At 48.6% G+C, this 17964-nt stretch carries 20 protein-coding genes; 4 read left to right on the top strand and 16 right to left on the bottom strand.

Translation table 11 applies throughout. The annotated features are described in order from the left end of the window. The first annotated feature begins 151 nt into the window (after window positions 1-151). On the top strand, window positions 152-916 hold the full coding sequence (fadH, locus tag KNO95_RS04970; protein WP_214701884.1) for a 2,4-dienoyl-CoA reductase: 765 nt from the start codon (window positions 152-154) through the stop codon (window positions 914-916). A gap of 35 nt (window positions 917-951) precedes the next feature. Here fadH and KNO95_RS04975 read toward each other — a convergent pair whose 3' ends face one another. The 8 genes from KNO95_RS04975 to KNO95_RS05010 form a co-directional block, all read right to left on the bottom strand. Beyond that, window positions 952-1527 (bottom strand): HD domain-containing protein, encoded by a 576-nt coding sequence (locus KNO95_RS04975; protein ID WP_214878413.1) that lies wholly within the window; start codon window positions 1525-1527, stop codon window positions 952-954. Between the two features lie 2 nt (window positions 1528-1529). Then, window positions 1530-2204 (bottom strand): metal-dependent hydrolase, encoded by a 675-nt coding sequence (locus tag KNO95_RS04980; RefSeq protein WP_214701882.1) that lies wholly within the window; start codon window positions 2202-2204, stop codon window positions 1530-1532. 30 nt (window positions 2205-2234) lie between these two features. Beyond that, window positions 2235-2957, bottom strand: coding sequence for an amino acid ABC transporter ATP-binding protein (locus KNO95_RS04985; protein WP_026825768.1), 723 nt, complete (start codon window positions 2955-2957; stop codon window positions 2235-2237). Next, the gene (locus KNO95_RS04990) at window positions 2954-3613 is read right to left on the bottom strand and encodes an amino acid ABC transporter permease (RefSeq protein WP_026825767.1); all 660 of its coding nucleotides are present in this window, start codon (window positions 3611-3613) and stop codon (window positions 2954-2956) included. Before KNO95_RS04990 ends, KNO95_RS04985 begins: the two co-directional genes overlap by 4 nt. Before the next feature lie 59 nt (window positions 3614-3672). Continuing rightward, window positions 3673-4464, bottom strand: coding sequence for a transporter substrate-binding domain-containing protein (locus KNO95_RS04995; RefSeq protein ID WP_214878415.1), 792 nt, complete (start codon window positions 4462-4464; stop codon window positions 3673-3675). A gap of 184 nt (window positions 4465-4648) precedes the next feature. After that, the gene (locus KNO95_RS05000; RefSeq protein WP_026825765.1) at window positions 4649-4990 is read right to left on the bottom strand and encodes a DUF952 domain-containing protein; all 342 of its coding nucleotides are present in this window, start codon (window positions 4988-4990) and stop codon (window positions 4649-4651) included. A 56-nt stretch (window positions 4991-5046) separates the two neighbouring features. After that, the gene (locus tag KNO95_RS05005; protein ID WP_026825764.1) at window positions 5047-5475 is read right to left on the bottom strand and encodes a BrxA/BrxB family bacilliredoxin; all 429 of its coding nucleotides are present in this window, start codon (window positions 5473-5475) and stop codon (window positions 5047-5049) included. A 34-nt stretch (window positions 5476-5509) separates the two neighbouring features. Next, complete coding sequence (locus KNO95_RS05010) at window positions 5510-6694, bottom strand: class I SAM-dependent methyltransferase (RefSeq protein ID WP_214701880.1); 1185 nt, start codon at window positions 6692-6694, stop codon at window positions 5510-5512. A 99-nt stretch (window positions 6695-6793) separates the two neighbouring features. Between KNO95_RS05010 and KNO95_RS05015 the strand changes: the two genes are divergently transcribed. The 3 genes from KNO95_RS05015 (at window position 6794) to KNO95_RS05025 (ending at window position 8299) form a co-directional block, all read left to right on the top strand. Further along, window positions 6794-7567, top strand: a complete 774-nt coding sequence (locus KNO95_RS05015; protein WP_214878416.1) for a sporulation protein — start codon at window positions 6794-6796, stop codon at window positions 7565-7567. A 119-nt stretch (window positions 7568-7686) separates the two neighbouring features. After that, window positions 7687-8055 (top strand): hypothetical protein, encoded by a 369-nt coding sequence (locus KNO95_RS05020; RefSeq protein ID WP_214878417.1) that lies wholly within the window; start codon window positions 7687-7689, stop codon window positions 8053-8055. A gap of 28 nt (window positions 8056-8083) precedes the next feature. Beyond that, window positions 8084-8299 carry a hypothetical protein gene (locus KNO95_RS05025; protein WP_214701877.1) on the top strand — a complete coding sequence of 72 codons (216 nt, stop codon included), beginning with the start codon at window positions 8084-8086 and terminating at the stop codon, window positions 8297-8299. A 37-nt stretch (window positions 8300-8336) separates the two neighbouring features. On the opposite strand, the gene KNO95_RS05030 is transcribed toward KNO95_RS05025, so the two are convergent. The 8 genes from KNO95_RS05030 to KNO95_RS05065 all read right to left on the bottom strand — a co-directional run bounded on the left by KNO95_RS05030 (window position 8337) and on the right by KNO95_RS05065 (window position 17951). Continuing rightward, complete coding sequence (locus KNO95_RS05030; protein ID WP_214701876.1) at window positions 8337-9653, bottom strand: dihydrolipoamide acetyltransferase family protein; 1317 nt, start codon at window positions 9651-9653, stop codon at window positions 8337-8339. A 12-nt stretch (window positions 9654-9665) separates the two neighbouring features. Continuing rightward, window positions 9666-10643, bottom strand: coding sequence for an alpha-ketoacid dehydrogenase subunit beta (locus tag KNO95_RS05035; protein WP_214698947.1), 978 nt, complete (start codon window positions 10641-10643; stop codon window positions 9666-9668). After that, a complete protein-coding gene (locus KNO95_RS05040; protein WP_483297731.1) occupies window positions 10643-11650 on the bottom strand; it encodes a thiamine pyrophosphate-dependent dehydrogenase E1 component subunit alpha in 1008 nt (335 codons plus the stop codon). The genes KNO95_RS05035 and KNO95_RS05040 overlap by 1 nt, the downstream gene beginning before the upstream one ends. A gap of 12 nt (window positions 11651-11662) precedes the next feature. After that, on the bottom strand, window positions 11663-13072 hold the full coding sequence (gene lpdA / locus KNO95_RS05045) for a dihydrolipoyl dehydrogenase (protein WP_214701875.1): 1410 nt from the start codon (window positions 13070-13072) through the stop codon (window positions 11663-11665). Continuing rightward, complete coding sequence (buk, locus tag KNO95_RS05050) at window positions 13056-14147, bottom strand: butyrate kinase (protein WP_214701874.1); 1092 nt, start codon at window positions 14145-14147, stop codon at window positions 13056-13058. The genes lpdA and buk overlap by 17 nt, the downstream gene beginning before the upstream one ends. A gap of 1 nt (window position 14148) precedes the next feature. After that, window positions 14149-15270, bottom strand: coding sequence for a Glu/Leu/Phe/Val family dehydrogenase (locus tag KNO95_RS05055; protein WP_026825754.1), 1122 nt, complete (start codon window positions 15268-15270; stop codon window positions 14149-14151). A gap of 25 nt (window positions 15271-15295) precedes the next feature. Then, a complete protein-coding gene (gene yqiS, locus KNO95_RS05060) occupies window positions 15296-16192 on the bottom strand; it encodes a phosphate butyryltransferase (RefSeq protein WP_026825753.1) in 897 nt (298 codons plus the stop codon). A gap of 121 nt (window positions 16193-16313) precedes the next feature. Then, entirely contained in the window at window positions 16314-17951 is a 1638-nt protein-coding gene (locus tag KNO95_RS05065; protein WP_214878418.1) for a sigma 54-interacting transcriptional regulator, read from the bottom strand. Window positions 17952-17964 lie beyond the last annotated feature (13 nt).

Here is a 17964-nt window from a genome sequence, read left to right on the forward strand (position 1 = left end):
TCATGGTTTTGAATATCAATCGTTACATCTTGTGTATACGTCTCGAGTTAAAAGAATGTTTCAACATCGAATGACACTTTGTAGAAGGAGTTTTACATCATTAGACGAATATGTAAAATGAACGATCATTCATTTTTGAGGGGGAAACAGGATGAAAACGATTTGGATTACCGGGGGATCATCTGGCATGGGGAAAGCCATGGCATTAAAATTTAAACAGGAAGGGTGGAACGTCGCCATCAGTGGTCGAAACGAGGAACGGCTGCAAGAAGCGATGAGCGAATTGAATGCAATCAATGCGGGTCAGGCGATGAGTGTGCAACATGACGTTCGTGACTATGAAGGATGCGCTCAAGCACTCGCTGACATCGTATCCGCCTACGGTCCGGTCCACGCACTCGTCAACAATGCTGCTGGAAACTTTGTGTGTCCGACCCTTGATTTATCTCCAAACGGTTGGGCGAGTGTCATCGACATCGTCTTGAACGGGACATTCAACTGCACCCACGTTCTCGGGAAACATTGGGAAGCAGAAGAACTCCGTGGCGGGTCAATCATCAACATGGTCGCCTCGTATGCGTGGCAGGCCGGCCCTGGTGTCGCACCGAGTGCTGCAGCGAAAGCGGGGGTCTTGAACTTGACACGAACGCTCGCAGTCGAATGGGGTTATCAGTTCGGCGCTCGCGTCAACGCGATCAGTCCGGGACCGATTGAACGGACAGGCGGCGCTGAAAAGCTCGTCTCCCACGTGAAAGAAGTGGAGCGCATTCGCCGTAACGTCCCACTCGGACGGTTTGGAACACCGGAAGAGATTGCGGACTTGGCTTACTGGATGGCATCAGACGAGATGCGCTATTTAAACGGGGATTGCATCTCTCTTGACGGTGGTCATTGGCTCAATAAACATCCGTTCTAAGCAAAAGGACGACCGAATATACTCGGTCGTCTTTTTCATGTATCGATCCCGTCCCATTCTGCATGAAACTGTTCTAGGAACTGCTGCATGAAAGTATGGCGTGACATCGCCAAGCGTTTGGCTTTTTCCGTATGCATATTTCCCGCCAATTTCAACAACTTATCTTGAAAATGTTGAATGGCACTCGTCTCTGCCAAATCAAGCGGCGTACCGAGAGAACCTGCATATTGGAATGTCCTCGCAATTCCGATAGCACCAATCGCATCAAGACGGTCGGCGTCTTGCAAGATTTCGCTTTCCCGGGTCGTCGGCGTCTTTCCTTTTGAGAAGGAGACCTCATCAATCACCGCCATCACTAAATTCGCTTGCTCCTCAGTGATATCAATTAAGGACAGATGCTGTTTGACGAGACCCTTCGGACGACCGAGCTTATGATCTTCCACGTCGTGTAAATATGCCGCCAGGAGAAGAACTGTCCGATTGACCGGTTCATTCTCCATTAAACGCTCCACCATTCGAACGACACGCTCAACGTGAGCAACATCATGACCTGAAGAGTCATTTTCATGAATCGTTTCGATGAACTGCTTCGTCTCCTGAATCACATTCATGATTAAATCTCGATGGTCGTATTCGGTTCAATCAAGAGACCGCGACGGTGCAGTTGGTCACAAAACGCCTGAGCATCCTGTTTAATCGGCGGAAACGTATCAAAGTGGATCGGGACGACACGTTTCGCTTGTAGCCACTGTGCCGCATCTAATGCGTCTATAGGTCCCATTGTGAAATTGTCCCCGATCGGAAGGAAGGCGACATCGATTTCAAAACGTTCACCATACATCTTCATATCTGAGAAGAGACTCGTGTCTCCTGCGTGATAAAGCGTCAACCCATTCGTTTCAATGATGAATCCAGCTGGCATCCCCATGTAGACCGGCGTGTCTCCCATATCCAAACTTGAACTGTGGAAGGCTTGCGTCATCGTGACGTGGCCGAACGGGAAATCGTGTCCGCCGCCGATATTCATACCGTGTACAGAATACCCTTTCTTCTCATAGTAGCTCGCAAGCTCATGCGTCGCCACAATCGTCGCACCCGTCTCTTTCGCAATCAATTCGACATCTTCGATATGATCAAAATGAGCATGCGTGAGCAACAAATAATCGGGCCGCAGTGTAGAAGGGTCTACTTCGGTATGAGGATTACTCGTCAAGAATGGATCAATCAACACGTTCACACCATCTACCTCAAATCCTACTGTCGCATGTCCATAATACGTGATTTTCATGTGCATTCATCCTTCCCTCGTGAGATCAGATTACAACACTTTCTCCAAGAAGCGTTTTGCCCGGTCTGTTTGCGGGTTTAACAACAGGTCAGCCGGCTTGCCCTCTTCCATGAGGATCCCTTCGTCGAGGAAGAGCACGCGGTCCGCCACTTCACGAGCGAAGCCCATTTCATGTGTGACGACGACCATCGTCATTCCCGTCTCAACCAAGCCTTTCATGACATCGAGTACTTCGTTAACCATTTCCGGGTCAAGTGCTGACGTCGGTTCATCGAACAACATGACGTTCGGTTCCATCGCCAAGGCACGAGCAATCGCGACACGTTGTTTTTGTCCACCTGAAAGTTGGCTCGGATAGGCATCGATTTTCTCAGAAAGTCCGACGCGTTCAAGTAATTTTTTCGCACGTTCGAGTGCTTCAGCTTTACTCACCTTCAACACATTGACCGGCGCATACGTCAAATTATCCAATACGCTCATATGTGGGAACAGGTTGAATTGTTGAAACACCATCCCGATATTTTGACGAGCCTTGGCGACGTTCGCACCTTTTTTCGTTAGCTCGAACCCGTCGACACTGACCGTCCCGCTCGTTGGAATCTCAAGCATGTTCAAGCAACGTAGAAATGTCGATTTACCAGACCCGGACGGTCCGATGACAGCGACCACTTCACCACGTTCGATCGTCGTCGTGATTCCTTTCAATACTTCTAAGTCACCAAATTGTTTGTATAGGTCTTTTACCTCGATCATCTTCCATCACTCTTTCTTAACCGTTTTTCAAGACGTTGTCCAAGATACGTCAAGATCATCACTATTGTAAAGTATATCACACCGGCAAATAGAAGCGGTTCGAAGTAGATTGCCTTCTGCCCACCGACGATTTGTGCGCGGCGCATGATGTCAAGCACTCCGACCGTCGAGACGAGGGCAGACTCTTTCGTCAACGTGATCATCTCGTTCACTAAAGCAGGCAAGATATTCTTGAATGCCTGCGGCAAGATGATGGAACGTAATTGTTTCACATAAGGGACACCGAGGGCATCCGATGCTTCCCATTGACCTTTGTCGACTGCTTGGATACCGGCACGGATGATTTCTGAAATATACGCCCCCGAGTTCAGTGAGAAGGCGATAACCGCCGACTGATAAGGTGTCGTGATATAGCCGGTCAGTTGCGGCAATCCGAAGTGGATGATGGCGAGTTGTAAGATGAGCGGTGTTCCACGAAACACGGCCGTATAAGCATGACCGAGGAAGTTAATCAAGCGGTTCGGCACAATCTTCAACGTAGCAACAACAATCCCAAGCGTGATCCCGATCAATGCCGAGACGATGACGACTTGGAACATGACTGGAATCCCTTCGAGTATGTAAGGGATAGAATCATAAATCCGACTAAAATCCATTGTAAGTTCCTCCTAAAAAAGGCTGACCGAGTTCTCTTCAGTCAGCCCCGTACGATTCATTATTCGGCTGGTGCAGCCTCTTCTTCAAACCATTTTTGTGCTAACTCGTCAATGTCTCCATTGTCGATCATCTTCTTCAACTCTTCATTGAATTGATCACGGAGCTCATCGTCTTTACGGAATGCAGCAGCAGAACCCGCTTCTTCTTCGTCCACGATTTCAAATGTTGTCAACTCACTGTCTTGATCGAGGTATTTCTTCGCGACCGTGTCTTCAATGACCATCGCGTCAATACGTCCCGTCTTGATTTCTTGAATAATCTCAGGAATCTTGTTCAACGATACGATTTCTGCGTCTTGAATCTGGTCTTGTGCGATTCCTTCTTGAATCGAACCGAGTTGGACACCAATCTTTTTGCCTTTCAAGTCTTCAAGAGATTGAAGTGAGTCATCTTTCGATAAGATTAAGTTCACCGCAGTGAAATAAATATCCGAGAAATCAGCATTCTCTTTACGCTCTTCAGTCGGTGTCATCCCAGCCATGACGAAATCGACACGCCCTGCATTGAGTGCTCCAAGTAAACTACCAAAATCCATATCTTCAATTTTCAATTCATATCCCATGTTTTCCGCCACTTTTTTGGGGATATCGATATCAAATCCAACGATGTCGTCGCCATTCGCCGTATCGACGAACTCATATGGGAAGTAATCGGCACTCGTTCCCATGACAATGACATTGTCATCTTCCCCATCGGTCGATGACGATCCTCCTTCGTTCTCGTCTGTCCCACATGCGACCGAAAACGCGGCTAGTCCTGCTAAACATAATGCTAGAAAACCTTTTTTCATCTCCATCTTCCTTTCGTAGTTAAATGACAATTATCAGAACTTTAAAAAAATTATGACATATGTGTCATTGCAGCTCAACTGTTTAATGACACATCAGTTGTCCAACTTGTATCTTCAACCACTATATACACATAATTATTAATTGTAAAGTATATTCATGCATTTCATTTTTAAAAAAAGAAGGTCACATCCGCTCGAAAGCGAAATATGTGACCGTTCCATTGTCGCGAGACCCGTATGGTTGAACCTGTTTAACAGAAGACATAGGGATGGCACTATACACGTGCGGATAGCGCTCCCCGTCTTCATCTAGTTCATAATGTAACAGCTGTCCTAGTCGGTTAACGTGGAGCGAGACGAGCACGACCGACTCTCCAAAAAAAGATTGTTTTACCACTTTTCCTATTTGCTGCGGTGTACAACATTTGATTGTCCCTTCGGATTGAAGTGATGGTTCATTGATTTCACCGCGTGACAGGGCAATCATATATTCTGCCTCCGTCATAATTTTGATGACTGGTTCCATATGCATTGCCCCTTTTTGCAAAAACGCAAAGGCAGGGCCTTTGCGCCGATGTGTGATTATGAGAAATAGATGTCAAACAATGTTTGCAACTGATCGACGAGTTCTTCAGCAGTAGCTGACTCGATTTCACTGCGTTCTACCATCGTCACGATGTTGCCATCCTCAAGAAGAGCAATTGACGGTGAAGACGGTGCATATCCTTCAAAATACTCCCGTGCACGGTCAGTCGCTTCACGGTCTTGACCGGCAAACACAGTAACGAAGTGGTCAGGTTTTACACCTTCCATCTTGTTCACGTACGCAGCGGCCGGACGCGCGATGCCGCCTGCACAGCCACATACCGAGTTGACGAGGACGAGTGTCTTCCCTTCTTTTTTGAGTGCCCCGTCCACCTCTTCCGGTGTCGTGAGCTCTGTGTATCCTGCAGCACGTACTTCGTTACGCGCTTGTTCGACTACATCTTGAAAATATAATTGAAAATCCATGTTGTTTCCCCTTTCGACATTCGTCTATACTCTCCTATTTTACGTCTTGTTCCACCTCGAGGACAAGTCTATCGCTCAATTCTCGTTCTAAGAACGGATCGGCATGTATCATTTGCTTGAAGGCGAGATAACGCGCTTTCGTCTCAGCGGTTGCCACGCGGTTCGTCAAATAGGCACGAATCATAATATTTTTTGGTGTGTGTTCGAGATCGATAAATTCGAGCAGTTGTGCATCATACCCGACAAGTCCAAGCAGTTCTGCCCGAATCGAATCTGTCGCGAGGGAGGCGAAACGTTCCTTGATCAGTCCATGTTGGAGCATCACGTCCAAGTTCGGTGCTTGGATTTGACGATTCAATTCTTTTTGGCAACACGGGACGCTTAAGATGACGTTTGCGCCCCAACGGACGGCACGTGCCAATGCCATATCGGTCGCCACGTCACATGCATGGAGCGTCACGACCATATCGACGGCCGTCTCCCCTTCATATTCATTAATGTCCCCGACTAAAAACTCCAGCCGTTCATAGCCAAGATCCTTCGCAATGGATGCACACTCTTCGATGACTTCTTTCTTCAAATCGAGTCCCGTGATGTGGACGTCATACCCTTTCATCTCATGTAAGAAGTGATAGAGCGCGAACGTCAAATACGATTTGCCCGAACCGAAATCGAGAATACGGACAGTGCGATCCGTAGGTAAATGTTTGAGTGAATCCTCGATGAACTCGAGGAAGCGGTTGATTTGTTTGAATTTGTCGTACTTTTGTCGTTTCACTTTCCCGTCTGTAGATTGAATTCCTAGGCGAATCAAGAATGGGACCGGTTCGTCAAGTGGCAGCACGTACTGTTTTTCTCGATTATGGCTCAATTGAACTTCTTTTTGAGCCGTATGTTTCTCTTTCAATGTCACTTTGAACTTTTTCGATAACTGGAACTGAAGATCAGATTCTTTTAATTGAAACTGACCTTGTCTGAACGTTTCGAGGAGCTCGATTATTTCCGATACGGCCTCGTCTGGTGTCAAATTTTTATGATTCATCACACGCTCATACTGATACTCGAACTGGATATGATATGCATTCCGAATCAGGACCGGTTTCAATTTGACCCGTCTTAAATCACTTGATTTTTGGCGGGGTTGACTGATGGTCGCTGACACGAGATGATTTGATTGAATAACGTCTTCGAGACGTTCTAATAATGCTGTATATTCCAATGGATTCAATCCTTTTTAAGAAATTTTGAAACATATCGTTTCACCTGTCCGTACATACTATTACACGAAGACGGCGTTACGTCAAAGGAGGACACACATATGTTTAAAAAGATTTTATCTTCAATCGGAATCGGTGCCGCAAAAGTTGATACGCGCCTGAATGAAAGCCACTGTACGCCCGGCGGGGAACTGAACGGGGTCGTCCATATCGAAGGCGGTTCTGTCGAACAATCGGTTGATAGTATCTATCTGTTCTTCAACACGTTATATAAACATGAAGTGAACGACAAAATCACACACTCGACGTTTACGATTGAAAAGATTTTATTGAATGAGGCGCCGTTTATGATTGGACCAGGGGAAGTGAAAGAAATCCAATTCACAGTCAACGTCCCGTTCAACACACCTCTTTCTGTCAGCCAATCGAAATCATGGATTGAGACGGGGCTAGATATCGCCCAAGCCGTAGACCCGAAAGATGAAGATGCGATCACCGTGCAACCGAACGCCGCCCAACAAGTCATTTTAGATGCGATGGACGAGCTCGGTTTCCGCCTGAAGAAAGCCGATACAGAGATGCTTCCGGCACGCCACCGGTCCGGTCGCCTTCCGATTGCACAAGAACTCGAGTATTCAGCGAACGGTTCGCGTTTCGGTCGCCAGTTAGATGAGGTCGAAGTCGTGATGTTACAGAACGAGGACACGATTGAACTTCTCATTCAAGTCGACCGCAGTGTCCACGATCTCGGAAGTCTCTTTGCCGACTTGACGGGTTCAGACGAATCGACTCATCGTGTGCGCTACGACGTCGCACGTTTATCATTAGCTAAAGTTCGTCGTGACATCGAAACGATGATCGAACAATCGATTTAAGGAACTAGCCGACACGTCATTCATAGGAATGGCGTGTTTTTTTAGTGGGACGTTGAGTTCTTACATCCAATATCTTACAATCGTTATAAGGAGTCAAATTTTCAGGAGGTGACTACATCTTGTTCGCTTTAATAATGATCGGGAGTTTCGGCCTTGCGCCATTTGCCTTACCCATTCTAGAGACTAGTTTTACTGATTCACTCGCCTATTTCACGCTTGGTGGGCTCGAGGTGTTGATCGGTTTGATTGCAATGGGTTTAATGCGTAATCCGTCGACAAATGCCTTATCATTCCTGAAGTTCGTACCTTATCTTGTACTCTTCCTCCATTTCCCGGCCTCACTCGTTCTTCTTTGGATTTCCTCAGTCAGACATGATGGGATTCCTGCGTTTGCAATAAACTATATATTCGTATATTGGGTGCTCCTTCTCATTTTCGTGCTGATTACCAGATTAACGTACCGTGTCCATCAACGACGATTTCAGTAGGCGCTTGATTAGAAAGGATGATTCAACGTTGCATTTACTTCAGTTACTAAAAGACCGAGCAATCCCGCTTACACTATTCGCGACGCTTGGCCTATTCAGTCTCGTGTTTGCATTTTCACTCTATAAATCCAAACCACGACTCTCCAAAGGACTCGTCACAATGGGCATGTCCTTGTCGTTCCTTCTCCTATTGATCTCAGCCGTCAGTTTCTTTTTCACGCTATTCATTGGCTATAACTCATAAAAAATGGAGGCACTCGATCGAGAGCGCCTCCATTTTTTCAATATACGGTATATGTGTTCGGGTCAATCGACTCGAGCGATTGTTTGATTGCTTGCAAGAACTGACCTGCGACGAGACCGTCAAGGACGCGATGGTCGACCGACATGCAAAGGTTGACCATATCGCGTGCCGCAAACATTCCATTCATCCATACCGGACGCTTCACGATCGACTCGACCGATAGGATGGCAGCTTGTGGGTAATTCAAAATCGGTGCCGACTGAATTGAGCCGAACGCACCTGTGTTGTTGATCGTGAACGTCCCGCCACGCATCTCTTCTGCCTTCAAACGGTTCTCACGCGCTCGCGTTGCCACGTCTTGAAGTGCAACAGCAAGTCCTTTGATGTTCTTCTCATCCGCTTGACGAATGACCGGTACATAAAGGGCGTCGTTTGCCGCGACAGCCACAGAAAGATGGATGTCTTGGTGAACTTTGATATGATCGCCCGCCCACTCTGAGTTCATCATCGGATATTTCTTCAATGCCTCGATCGCCGCTTTCATGAAGAACGGCATGAATGTCAATTTGACACCTTCCCGTTTCATGAACTCGTCTTTCAGTTTTGCCCGGGCGTCGACGAGATTCGTCACGTCGACTTCAATCATGAGCCATGCGTGCGGGGCCTCGTGTTTTGAGCGGACCATATTGTTCGCAATCGCTTGACGTACACCTGCTGTCGGAATGGATTCATAGCGTCCAGAAGAAGTGGATGTCGATGCGACCGGTTGCGACGGCTCGACGACAGGACGTGGTGCCTCAGTCGGAACGTCCATCTTCGTCTGTACCATCGTCTCTTGAACGGGTGCCTGCGTCGCTTGATCTGGAGTCGAAGGGCGGCCATCCGAAAGGTAACGTAAAATATCTTTACGGGTAATACGTCCACCTAGACCGCTCCCACTTAAGTCATTCAAGTCAATGTCGTTCTCATTGGCGAGTCGGATGACTGCAGGAGAGAAACGCCCGTTGCCACTTTGTTTTTTCGGAGCGACAGCGACTGCTTGCTTCGCCACGGGTTCTGCAGGAGTCGTTTCTGCGATCGGTTCGGTCTTCGTCTCAACCGCTGATTCCTCGGCACTTTCGACTTCCATCGTCAGTACCGGTGTCCCGACGCTGACCGTCTCCCCTTCTGGAATGAGGAATTCTTTGATGGTTCCCGCACTAGTCGCCGGAATTTCAGCAGTGACTTTATCCGTCATGACCTCAGCGAGTGGCTCGTATTCTTCCACACGGTCGCCCGGTTTGACGAGATAAGTCGTAATCGTTCCTTCTGTCACACTCTCCCCGAGTTGGGGCATTGTAATCGTTTGTTCCATGGAGAAGCCTCCTTAAAACGCCGCGAGCTGGCGTGCCCGCTCGGCAATTTTTTCTGGGGATACGATAAAGAATTTTTCCATCGGTGGTGCGTACGGCATAGCTGGAACATCAGGCCCCGCTAAGCGTTCAATCGGTGCATCGAGTTCGAAAAGCGCTTTCTCTGCAATAATCGCCGCGACTTCTCCAATGATGCTTCCTTCTTTGTTGTCCTCTGTCACGAGTAGCACTTTACCAGTCTTCTTGACCGACTCAATGATGGCTTCTTGGTCGAGTGGGTAGACAGTACGAAGATCGAGAATGTGCGTGCTAATCCCTTCCTCTTCGAGCGTTTTCGCTGCCTCTTGTGCCATGTGTACACAGAGACCGTATGTGATGATTGTGATGTCATCGCCTTCACGTTTGACTGCCGCCTTACCGATTTCGACCGTATATTCGTCCGTCGGCAAATCTGCCTTCAAAAGACGATAGGCACGCTTATGTTCAAAGAAGAGCACCGGGTCGTTTGAACGAATCGCCTCTTTCAATAATCCTTTCGCATCGACCGGGTCTGATGGAATGACGACTTTAAGACCTGGCGTCGAACTAAACATCGCCTCGACCGATTGCGAATGATAGAGGGCCCCGTGGATTCCTCCACCAAAAGGCGCACGGATGACCATCGGACATGTCCAATCGTTATTCGAGCGGTAACGAATTTTCGCAGCTTCCGATACGATTTGGTTCACTGCTGGCATGATGAAGTCTGCGAATTGCATTTCTGCGATCGGTCGCATCCCATACATCGCAGCTCCGACACCGACACCCGCAATCGCACTCTCGGCGAGCGGTGCATCGATGACACGACCTTCCCCGTACTTCTCAATCAACCCTTGTGTGGCACGGAATACCCCGCCGCGAACGCCGACGTCTTCTCCGACGACGAAGACGTTTTCGTCGCGCTCCATTTCCTCATGAATCGCTTCGTTGATCGCTTCGATAAACGTTTTCATCATTTTTCCTCCTCGTAGACGTAATCCATTGCAGATTCAGGCGCAGCGTACGGTGCCTTATCCGCATACGTCGTCGCTTCGTTCACTTCTAAATCAATCTTCTCGTCAATTTCCGAGAGCGCATCGGACGTAGCGACCTCCTCGTTAATGAGGCGTTGACGGAACAGTTTTATGCCGTCCCGTTCTTTCAATCCAGCCAATTCTTCCGCTGAGCGGTAGGCCTTGTCATCGTCATCTGATGAGTGAGGTACGAGGCGTTCCACTTCTGCTTCGATGAGTGTCGGTCCCTCTCCGCGCAGAGCACGTTCACGCGCTTCTTTCACGATCGCATAAACGGCAATCGGGTCGGTCCCGTCGACTGTCACACCTGGCATCCCGTAACCTTTCGCCCGGTCAGATACTCTTTCACATGCCAACTGCTTCGTGAGTGGAACCGAGATCGCATATTTGTTGTTCTCACAGAATAAGATGACCGGAAGCTTGTGGACACCGGCAAAGTTTGCACCTTCGTGGAAATCTCCTTGGTTGGAAGACCCTTCACCGAACGAGACGAACGTGACGAGCTCTTCTTTTTTCATCTTCGCCGCGAGTGCGATTCCGACAGCATGAGGGACTTGTGTCGTAACCGGAGATGAACCCGTCACGATGCGATGCTCTTTCGAGCCGAAGTGTCCAGGCATCTGACGACCGCCCGAGTTCGGATCTTCCGCTTTCGCGAACGCCGACAGCATCAAGTCTCTTGAAGTTTGACCGAAGTGCAGGACGACCGCCACATCACGATAGTAAGGGAGGACATAGTCGATACCTTTTTCGAGGGCGAACGCCGCCCCGACCTGGGCAGCCTCTTGACCTTGACACGAAACGACGAACGGGATTTTCCCGGCGCGGTTCAATTTCCACATCCGTTCATCGATTTTACGGGCGCGGACCATCGTTTCGTACATCGCCAATAAATCTTGTTTTGTTAAGCCGAGCTCTTCATATGAGTTTACAGTCATCTGTTCCATCCTTGTTCCTCCTTAGGCGTGAATCGGTAATCCATCGACGGCGAGCGCCGCCTCCTGGAAAGCCTCACTTAGTGCAGGGTGTGGGTGCACGAGTTGCCCCATCTCCCAAGCCGTCGCGTTCAAGACGAGTGCGAGCCCGCCTTCAGTGATGAGTTCAGTCGCTTTCGGTCCGACGATATGGACACCGAGCAGGTCATCTGTTTCTTTGTCCGAAACGAGTTTGACGAATCCGTCGGCTTGCCCTTCAATGCGCGCTTTCCCGAGACCGTTGAAGCGATACGTCCCTGTCTTCACGTCATGTCCCGCATCTTTTGCTGCTTCTTCTGTCAGACCGACCGAGGCGACTTCAGGGACACTGTATACACAGCGTGGGATGAGCATATAATCGAGTGGTGTCGGCTCAAGACCAAGAATCGTCTCGACGGCCTTCACTCCTTCTGCTGAAGCGACGTGGGCGAGTTGTAGCTTCCCGATACAGTCACCGATTGCGAAGATATGACGTTCTTTTGTCCGATATTGACTATCGACTTGGATGATTCCGTTCTCGACGACGATGGACGTATTTTGTAGCCCCAGGTCTTCTGTATTAGCGACACGACCCACTGAGACGAGGACACAGTCAACGTTCAACATGTCTTCCCCAACAGCAAGTTCCACCGCATCTTCATGAATCAATGTCCGTTCCGCATCGACTGTCACACTTTTCTTCACACGAACACCGCGCTTCTTCAATAACCGCTCCACTTCACGGGAGACCGCCTTGTCCTCGAGCGGGAGTAAACGATCGCCTACTTCAATCAACGTCACATTCACATCCAAATCGACGAGCATCGATGCCCATTCGACTCCGATCACACCGCCACCGACAATCGCAATCGATTCAGGTAGTGTCTCGAAATTGAGCAAGTCGTCTGAGTTTAAAATGCGCTCGTGATCGAACGGTAACCCAGGAAGCTCACGTGGAATCGATCCTGTGGCGATAATCAATTGGTTCGGCAAGATGAGTTCCGACTCACCGCTTTCATCTTCAACCGATACGGTCCCTGGTTGTGGTGAGAAGATACTTGGTCCAAGAATGGAGGCTTTCCCCCGAAACACTTCGATCTTTCCTTGTTTCATCAAATGCTCGATTCCCTTTTCTAGGCCAGCGACGAGATCGCGCTTATACGTTTGGGCCCGTTCCATGTTGAACGTCACGTCTCCCGTTTCCACACCATACGTCGCGCTCTGTTTCGCCGTTTGATAAACGTGTGCCGCTTTTAAGAGCGCCTTCGTCGGGATGCATCCTCTATGTAAGCAGGTTCCGCCTAACTTCTTCGCCTCGACGATTGCGACAGATTTTCCTGCCTGGGCCGCTTTAATCGCGGCCACATATCCTCCTGGTCCTCCACCGATGACGACAACATCAAATTCTTGTGCCATGTGTATCCCCCTCATAAACTCGTGCGGTCTCTTCCTTCTCGATGATGCGAAGCGCACCTTCAGCCAACGCTTTTAGTTCATCTTCTCCCGGATAAATGTGTACCGGCGCGAGATAAGTGACACGCTCCTTTATCTTGTCAGTCAGCCAGTCGGAATATGCGATCCCGCCCGTCAGTAAGATGGCATCTACACGACCACATAATGTCGCCCCATGTTTAGAAATCTCTTGAGCGACGCGATAAGCCATCGTCTCATACAAAAGTCTCGCCTCATCGTCACCTGTTTCTAAGCGTTGTTCAATCTCAATCGCATCGTATGTTCCGAGGTGAGCGAACAGTCCGCCCTGACCAACAATTTTTTTCTTCATTTCCGATTCTTTATACCTGGTACTATAACATAGTTCTACTACCTGTCCAACAGGAATTGAACCGGCACGCTCTGGTGCAAGCGGACCGTCCCCGTCCAGTCCATTGTTCACATCAACGACGCGGCCGGCCGCATGTGCACCGACAGTGATTCCGCCACCGAGATGCGCAACAATGAGATTCAGCTCGTTGTAATCGCTTCCATTTTCAGATGCGAATCGCTTCGCAACGGCCTTTTGGTTAAGAGCATGGAAAATACTCCGACGATCAATCTCTGATATACCCGTCTTACGGGCCAACTCATGCATCTCATCGACGACGACTGGATCGACAATGAAACTCGGGACTCCTTCGTGCTCACCAATTTTAGAAGCAATCAATCCACCAAGGTTGGATGCGTGCATCCCGAAACGACCGCTCGTCAAATCCTCACGCATGAGTTCATTGACGGTATATGTTCCCGATGTCATTGGCGCAAGTAAGCCACCACGACCGACGACCGCGGTCAAATCGTTGACCGCGATGCCAGTCTCTTCTAACAAGGCACGTACTTCTTGCTCACGATGAGGCAATTGCTCCGGAAGAGTGAGGCCGGTCACGTCAATCTCATGACGAACCGTGCGAGTCATCACTTCTTCCTTCCCATCAAACAATCCAACTTTCGTCGAGGTCGACCCTGGGTTGATTGCAAGAATTAGCCGTTTCGTCATCTTAGCGTCTCCCTAGAATGCTTTTTTCGACTTTTAGGAATTGACTGCGTGAACGCGACATCATCTGAATACGCTCTTCAGCCATCTTATCGGCCGCGACGTGTGTCGGTACACCGTCACGTTCTGCGATTTCAAAGACGCGCATCATGTTGTCATAAATGAGTTCGACTTTTTTCATCGCGCGTTCTCGGTTGTATCCTTCGAGTTCGTCGGCGACGTTGATGACACCTCCAGCGTTGATGACGAAATCTGGTGAATAGAGGATACCGTTCTCGTCGAGCACATCACCGTGACGATCTTCTGCCAATTGGTTGTTCGCAGCACCTGCGACGATTTGAGCTTTTAACTGTGGAATCGTTTGATCGTTGATGACCGCACCGAGTGCACATGGGGCAAAAATGTCACATTCGACAGAGTAAATTTCATCCGGCTTGACGACAGTCGCACCAAAGTCAGTCTCCGCACGTTTGAGTGCTTCCTCGTTAATATCTGTCACGATCAAATGCGCACCTTCTTCGTGGAGGTGGCGGCATAAATTATAGGCGACGTTTCCGACACCTTGTACAGCAACCGTCTTCCCAGCGAGCGAGTCGGTACCAAACTTCCATTTAGCAGCCGCTTTCATCCCACGATACACACCGTATGCTGTTACAGGTGAAGGGTTACCACTCGAGCCGAATGCTGGGCTAACGCCTGTTACGTAGTCTGTCTCCATATGAATGAAATCCATATCTGAAACTGTCGTGTTGACATCTTCAGCCGTGATGTAGCGTCCGCTAAGTGACTGTACGTAACGACCGAACGCACGGAAGAGCGCTTCTGACTTATCCGTCTTCGCATTTCCGATGATGACAGCTTTTCCGCCTCCAAGGTTGAGACCGGCTGCCGCATTTTTATACGTCATTCCTTTTGCAAGGCGCAAGACGTCTGTGAGTGCTTCTTGTTCTGATTCATAGTTCCACATGCGAAGTCCACCGAGCGCTGGACCGAGTGTCGTATCGTGAATCGCGATGATTGCCTTTAGTCCTGAAGTTTGGTCCTGACAAAATACGATTTGTTCATAGTCCTCAGATTGTAAAACATCAAAAATACGGAAGCGTGGTTCTGTGTTTGTTTCCATCATGGTTAATTCCTCCTGTTAAATACGATTAATTTTTGGCATGTAACAAAGCGAATGCGAGTGAATATAGTTTCGCTTCTGCAGTATCGGCACGACTCGTCAACACGACAGGGGCTGATGCGCCGACGACAATCGCCGCTACGCTCGCCTCTGCAAAATACATGATTGATTTATAAAGGACGTTGCCGACCTCTATGTATGGTACGACTAATAAGTCAGCTTGACCGGCTACTTCACTGTTGATTCCTTTTTGCTTGGCCGCAATCATATCGACCGCATTATCGAGTGCGAGTGGTCCGTCTACGATACAGCCTTTGATTTGACCCCTACGATTCATTTGACTGAGTAACGCGGCATCGAGTGTCGCATTCATCTGTGGATTGACAACTTCGACCGCTCCGATTGCTGCAACTTTTGGTGATGCGTAACCAATGTCATGCATCGCCTCGACAGCATTGTGGATGATTTCAACTTTTTCTTCAAGCGTCGGCGCAATATGAATCGCAGCATCAGTCACACCGATCAGCTTCTCTCGATTCGGAATTTGAAATAAAGCCACATGACTGAGCGTTCGTTTCGTCCGAAGACCAGCCTCTCGATTGAGGACGGCTTTCATGAAAGTAGATGTCGACACCATTCCTTTCATGAGTACATCCGCTTCTTTGTTTTTCACGGCTAGCGCGGCGCGGCGTGCAATCTCTACATCACCTTTCGCATGTAAAATATCGACGTTTGACTCATCGATCTCATACTGCTCACATAACTTCCGGATTTCTCTAGCTTCGCCGAACAAAATGAAGCGAGACAAGCCATGATTCGTAGCAAGTTTTACGGCCCGAATAACTTCTTCGTCCGCTGCACCCGCAATGGACACGGTACAACCTTCTAGTTGTTTCGCGTTCGTCAGCATCCGTTCAAAATTCATCATTGTCCCCCCTTGACCTCTACACTATATCATAAGCAAGTTTAATTCCAAAAATGTAAGCGCTTTATAATGCGGGTGACCATGCAGATTGATGCTTACCATGCAGAAATATTCATGCAGATTATTGCGTGGTGTCTAGTTTGTTATATAATGTCCGAATCGAAATCTTTAAACGGCGGGCTGCTTCTGATTTGTTCCCACCGGCTTCTTCAATCGTTCGTTCAATCAAATCTCGCTCATATTTCGCTACGGCCTCATGGAATGTCCCGGACTCAACTACTTTTTGACTTGTAGACCGATTTGATAATTGTAAGTGGTGAGGCGCGATCCACTGGTCGGTGCTCGCCATGTAAATCATCGCTCGCCCAATCACGTTCTCAAGTTCTCGGACGTTCCCTTTCCAATGCTGACTTTTCAGTAGAATCAACGCATCTTCGTCTACCCCACGTACACTGCGACCATATTCCTGATTCAACTTCCGTACGATTCGGTCACACAGCGCTTCGAGTTCATTCAACCGTTCACGTAAAGGTGGTATGTGGATTGGCATACGATTGATCCGGTAATACAAATCTTCACGGAAGGACCCATCCCCCACTTTTTGCTCAAGATCGGCATTCGTTGCGGCAATAATGCGGACATCGATTGGGATCGCCGTTGTCCCTCCAACTCGCACGATTTCATTTTCCTGTAGGACACGTAACAGTTTCACTTGAACATCGAGCGGCAATTCACCAATTTCGTCTAAAAAGAGCGAACCACCGTCCGCTTCCTCGAAATAACCCGTTTTCCCGCCACGTTTGGCACCGCTGAACGCGCCATCCTCATAGCCGAACAACTCACTCTCAAGAAGCGTTGGCGAGATGGCGGCACAGTTGACCCGAATGAACTTCTTATATTTCCGGGGGGACTCCCCGTGAATGGCATGGGCGAACAATTCTTTCCCAGTTCCCGATTCTCCACGAATCAATACTGTCACAGGGGTCACCGCAGCAAGTTTTGCCTGCTCAATGACAAATCGCATCGCATCACTCGTCGCGATGATATCGGCAAACTGATACTTCGCCTCTAGATTCCGAATGCGTGTTTTCGCTTCCTGTAATTCATCTCGAAGCGCACGGATTTGAGACACATCTCGGATGACCCCGACCGAGCCGCGTAATTTACCTTCCACGATGATTGGTTCCGCGTTCACGAGAATGTCCCGTCGAGTCGCACCGATTTGCATTCTGATGTCCCTGACGCCTTGTCCGGTAGACAATACTTTCAAATGGACACTTTCTTGCATTCCAATGTCAGCCGTTGCCGGCTTATCGACAACGTCTTCTTTTTTAAATCCCGTCAAACGAGTATATGATGGGTTGATCAATATCGTGTTCCCATGATGGTCGGCTACCGAAATGGCTTCACTCGTACATTCAATGATTGCTTCAAGCATTTGTTGATTCTGCTTCAACCGCTCGACAACGATACGAATAAACTCTCCTGGTAACACGACCGCCTCTTTAAAATGGTCTTTCAACTTTTCGAACGTTTGATGCTGTCCGGTTGTTTCGATGACAAAGTCTAGCTTAGCTTCAGCATATTTTGTCCAATCATCTGTCACAGCGATGCCGTAACTTTTCGCAAGAGCGATTCCTTCAGCCGATACATCAGAGTCAACGACTGCCACAATAGTCGCAAGTGGTGAATCCATCAACATATGAAGGACCTCTGACCCGCCTTTTCCGGCCCCGACAATCATCAATCGTTTATTCATACTTATTCCCCCA

It is taken from the genome of Exiguobacterium sp. ERU653, assembly GCF_018617775.1.
In the GTDB taxonomy this organism is placed as follows: Bacteria; Bacillota; Bacilli; order Exiguobacteriales; family Exiguobacteriaceae; genus Exiguobacterium; species Exiguobacterium marinum.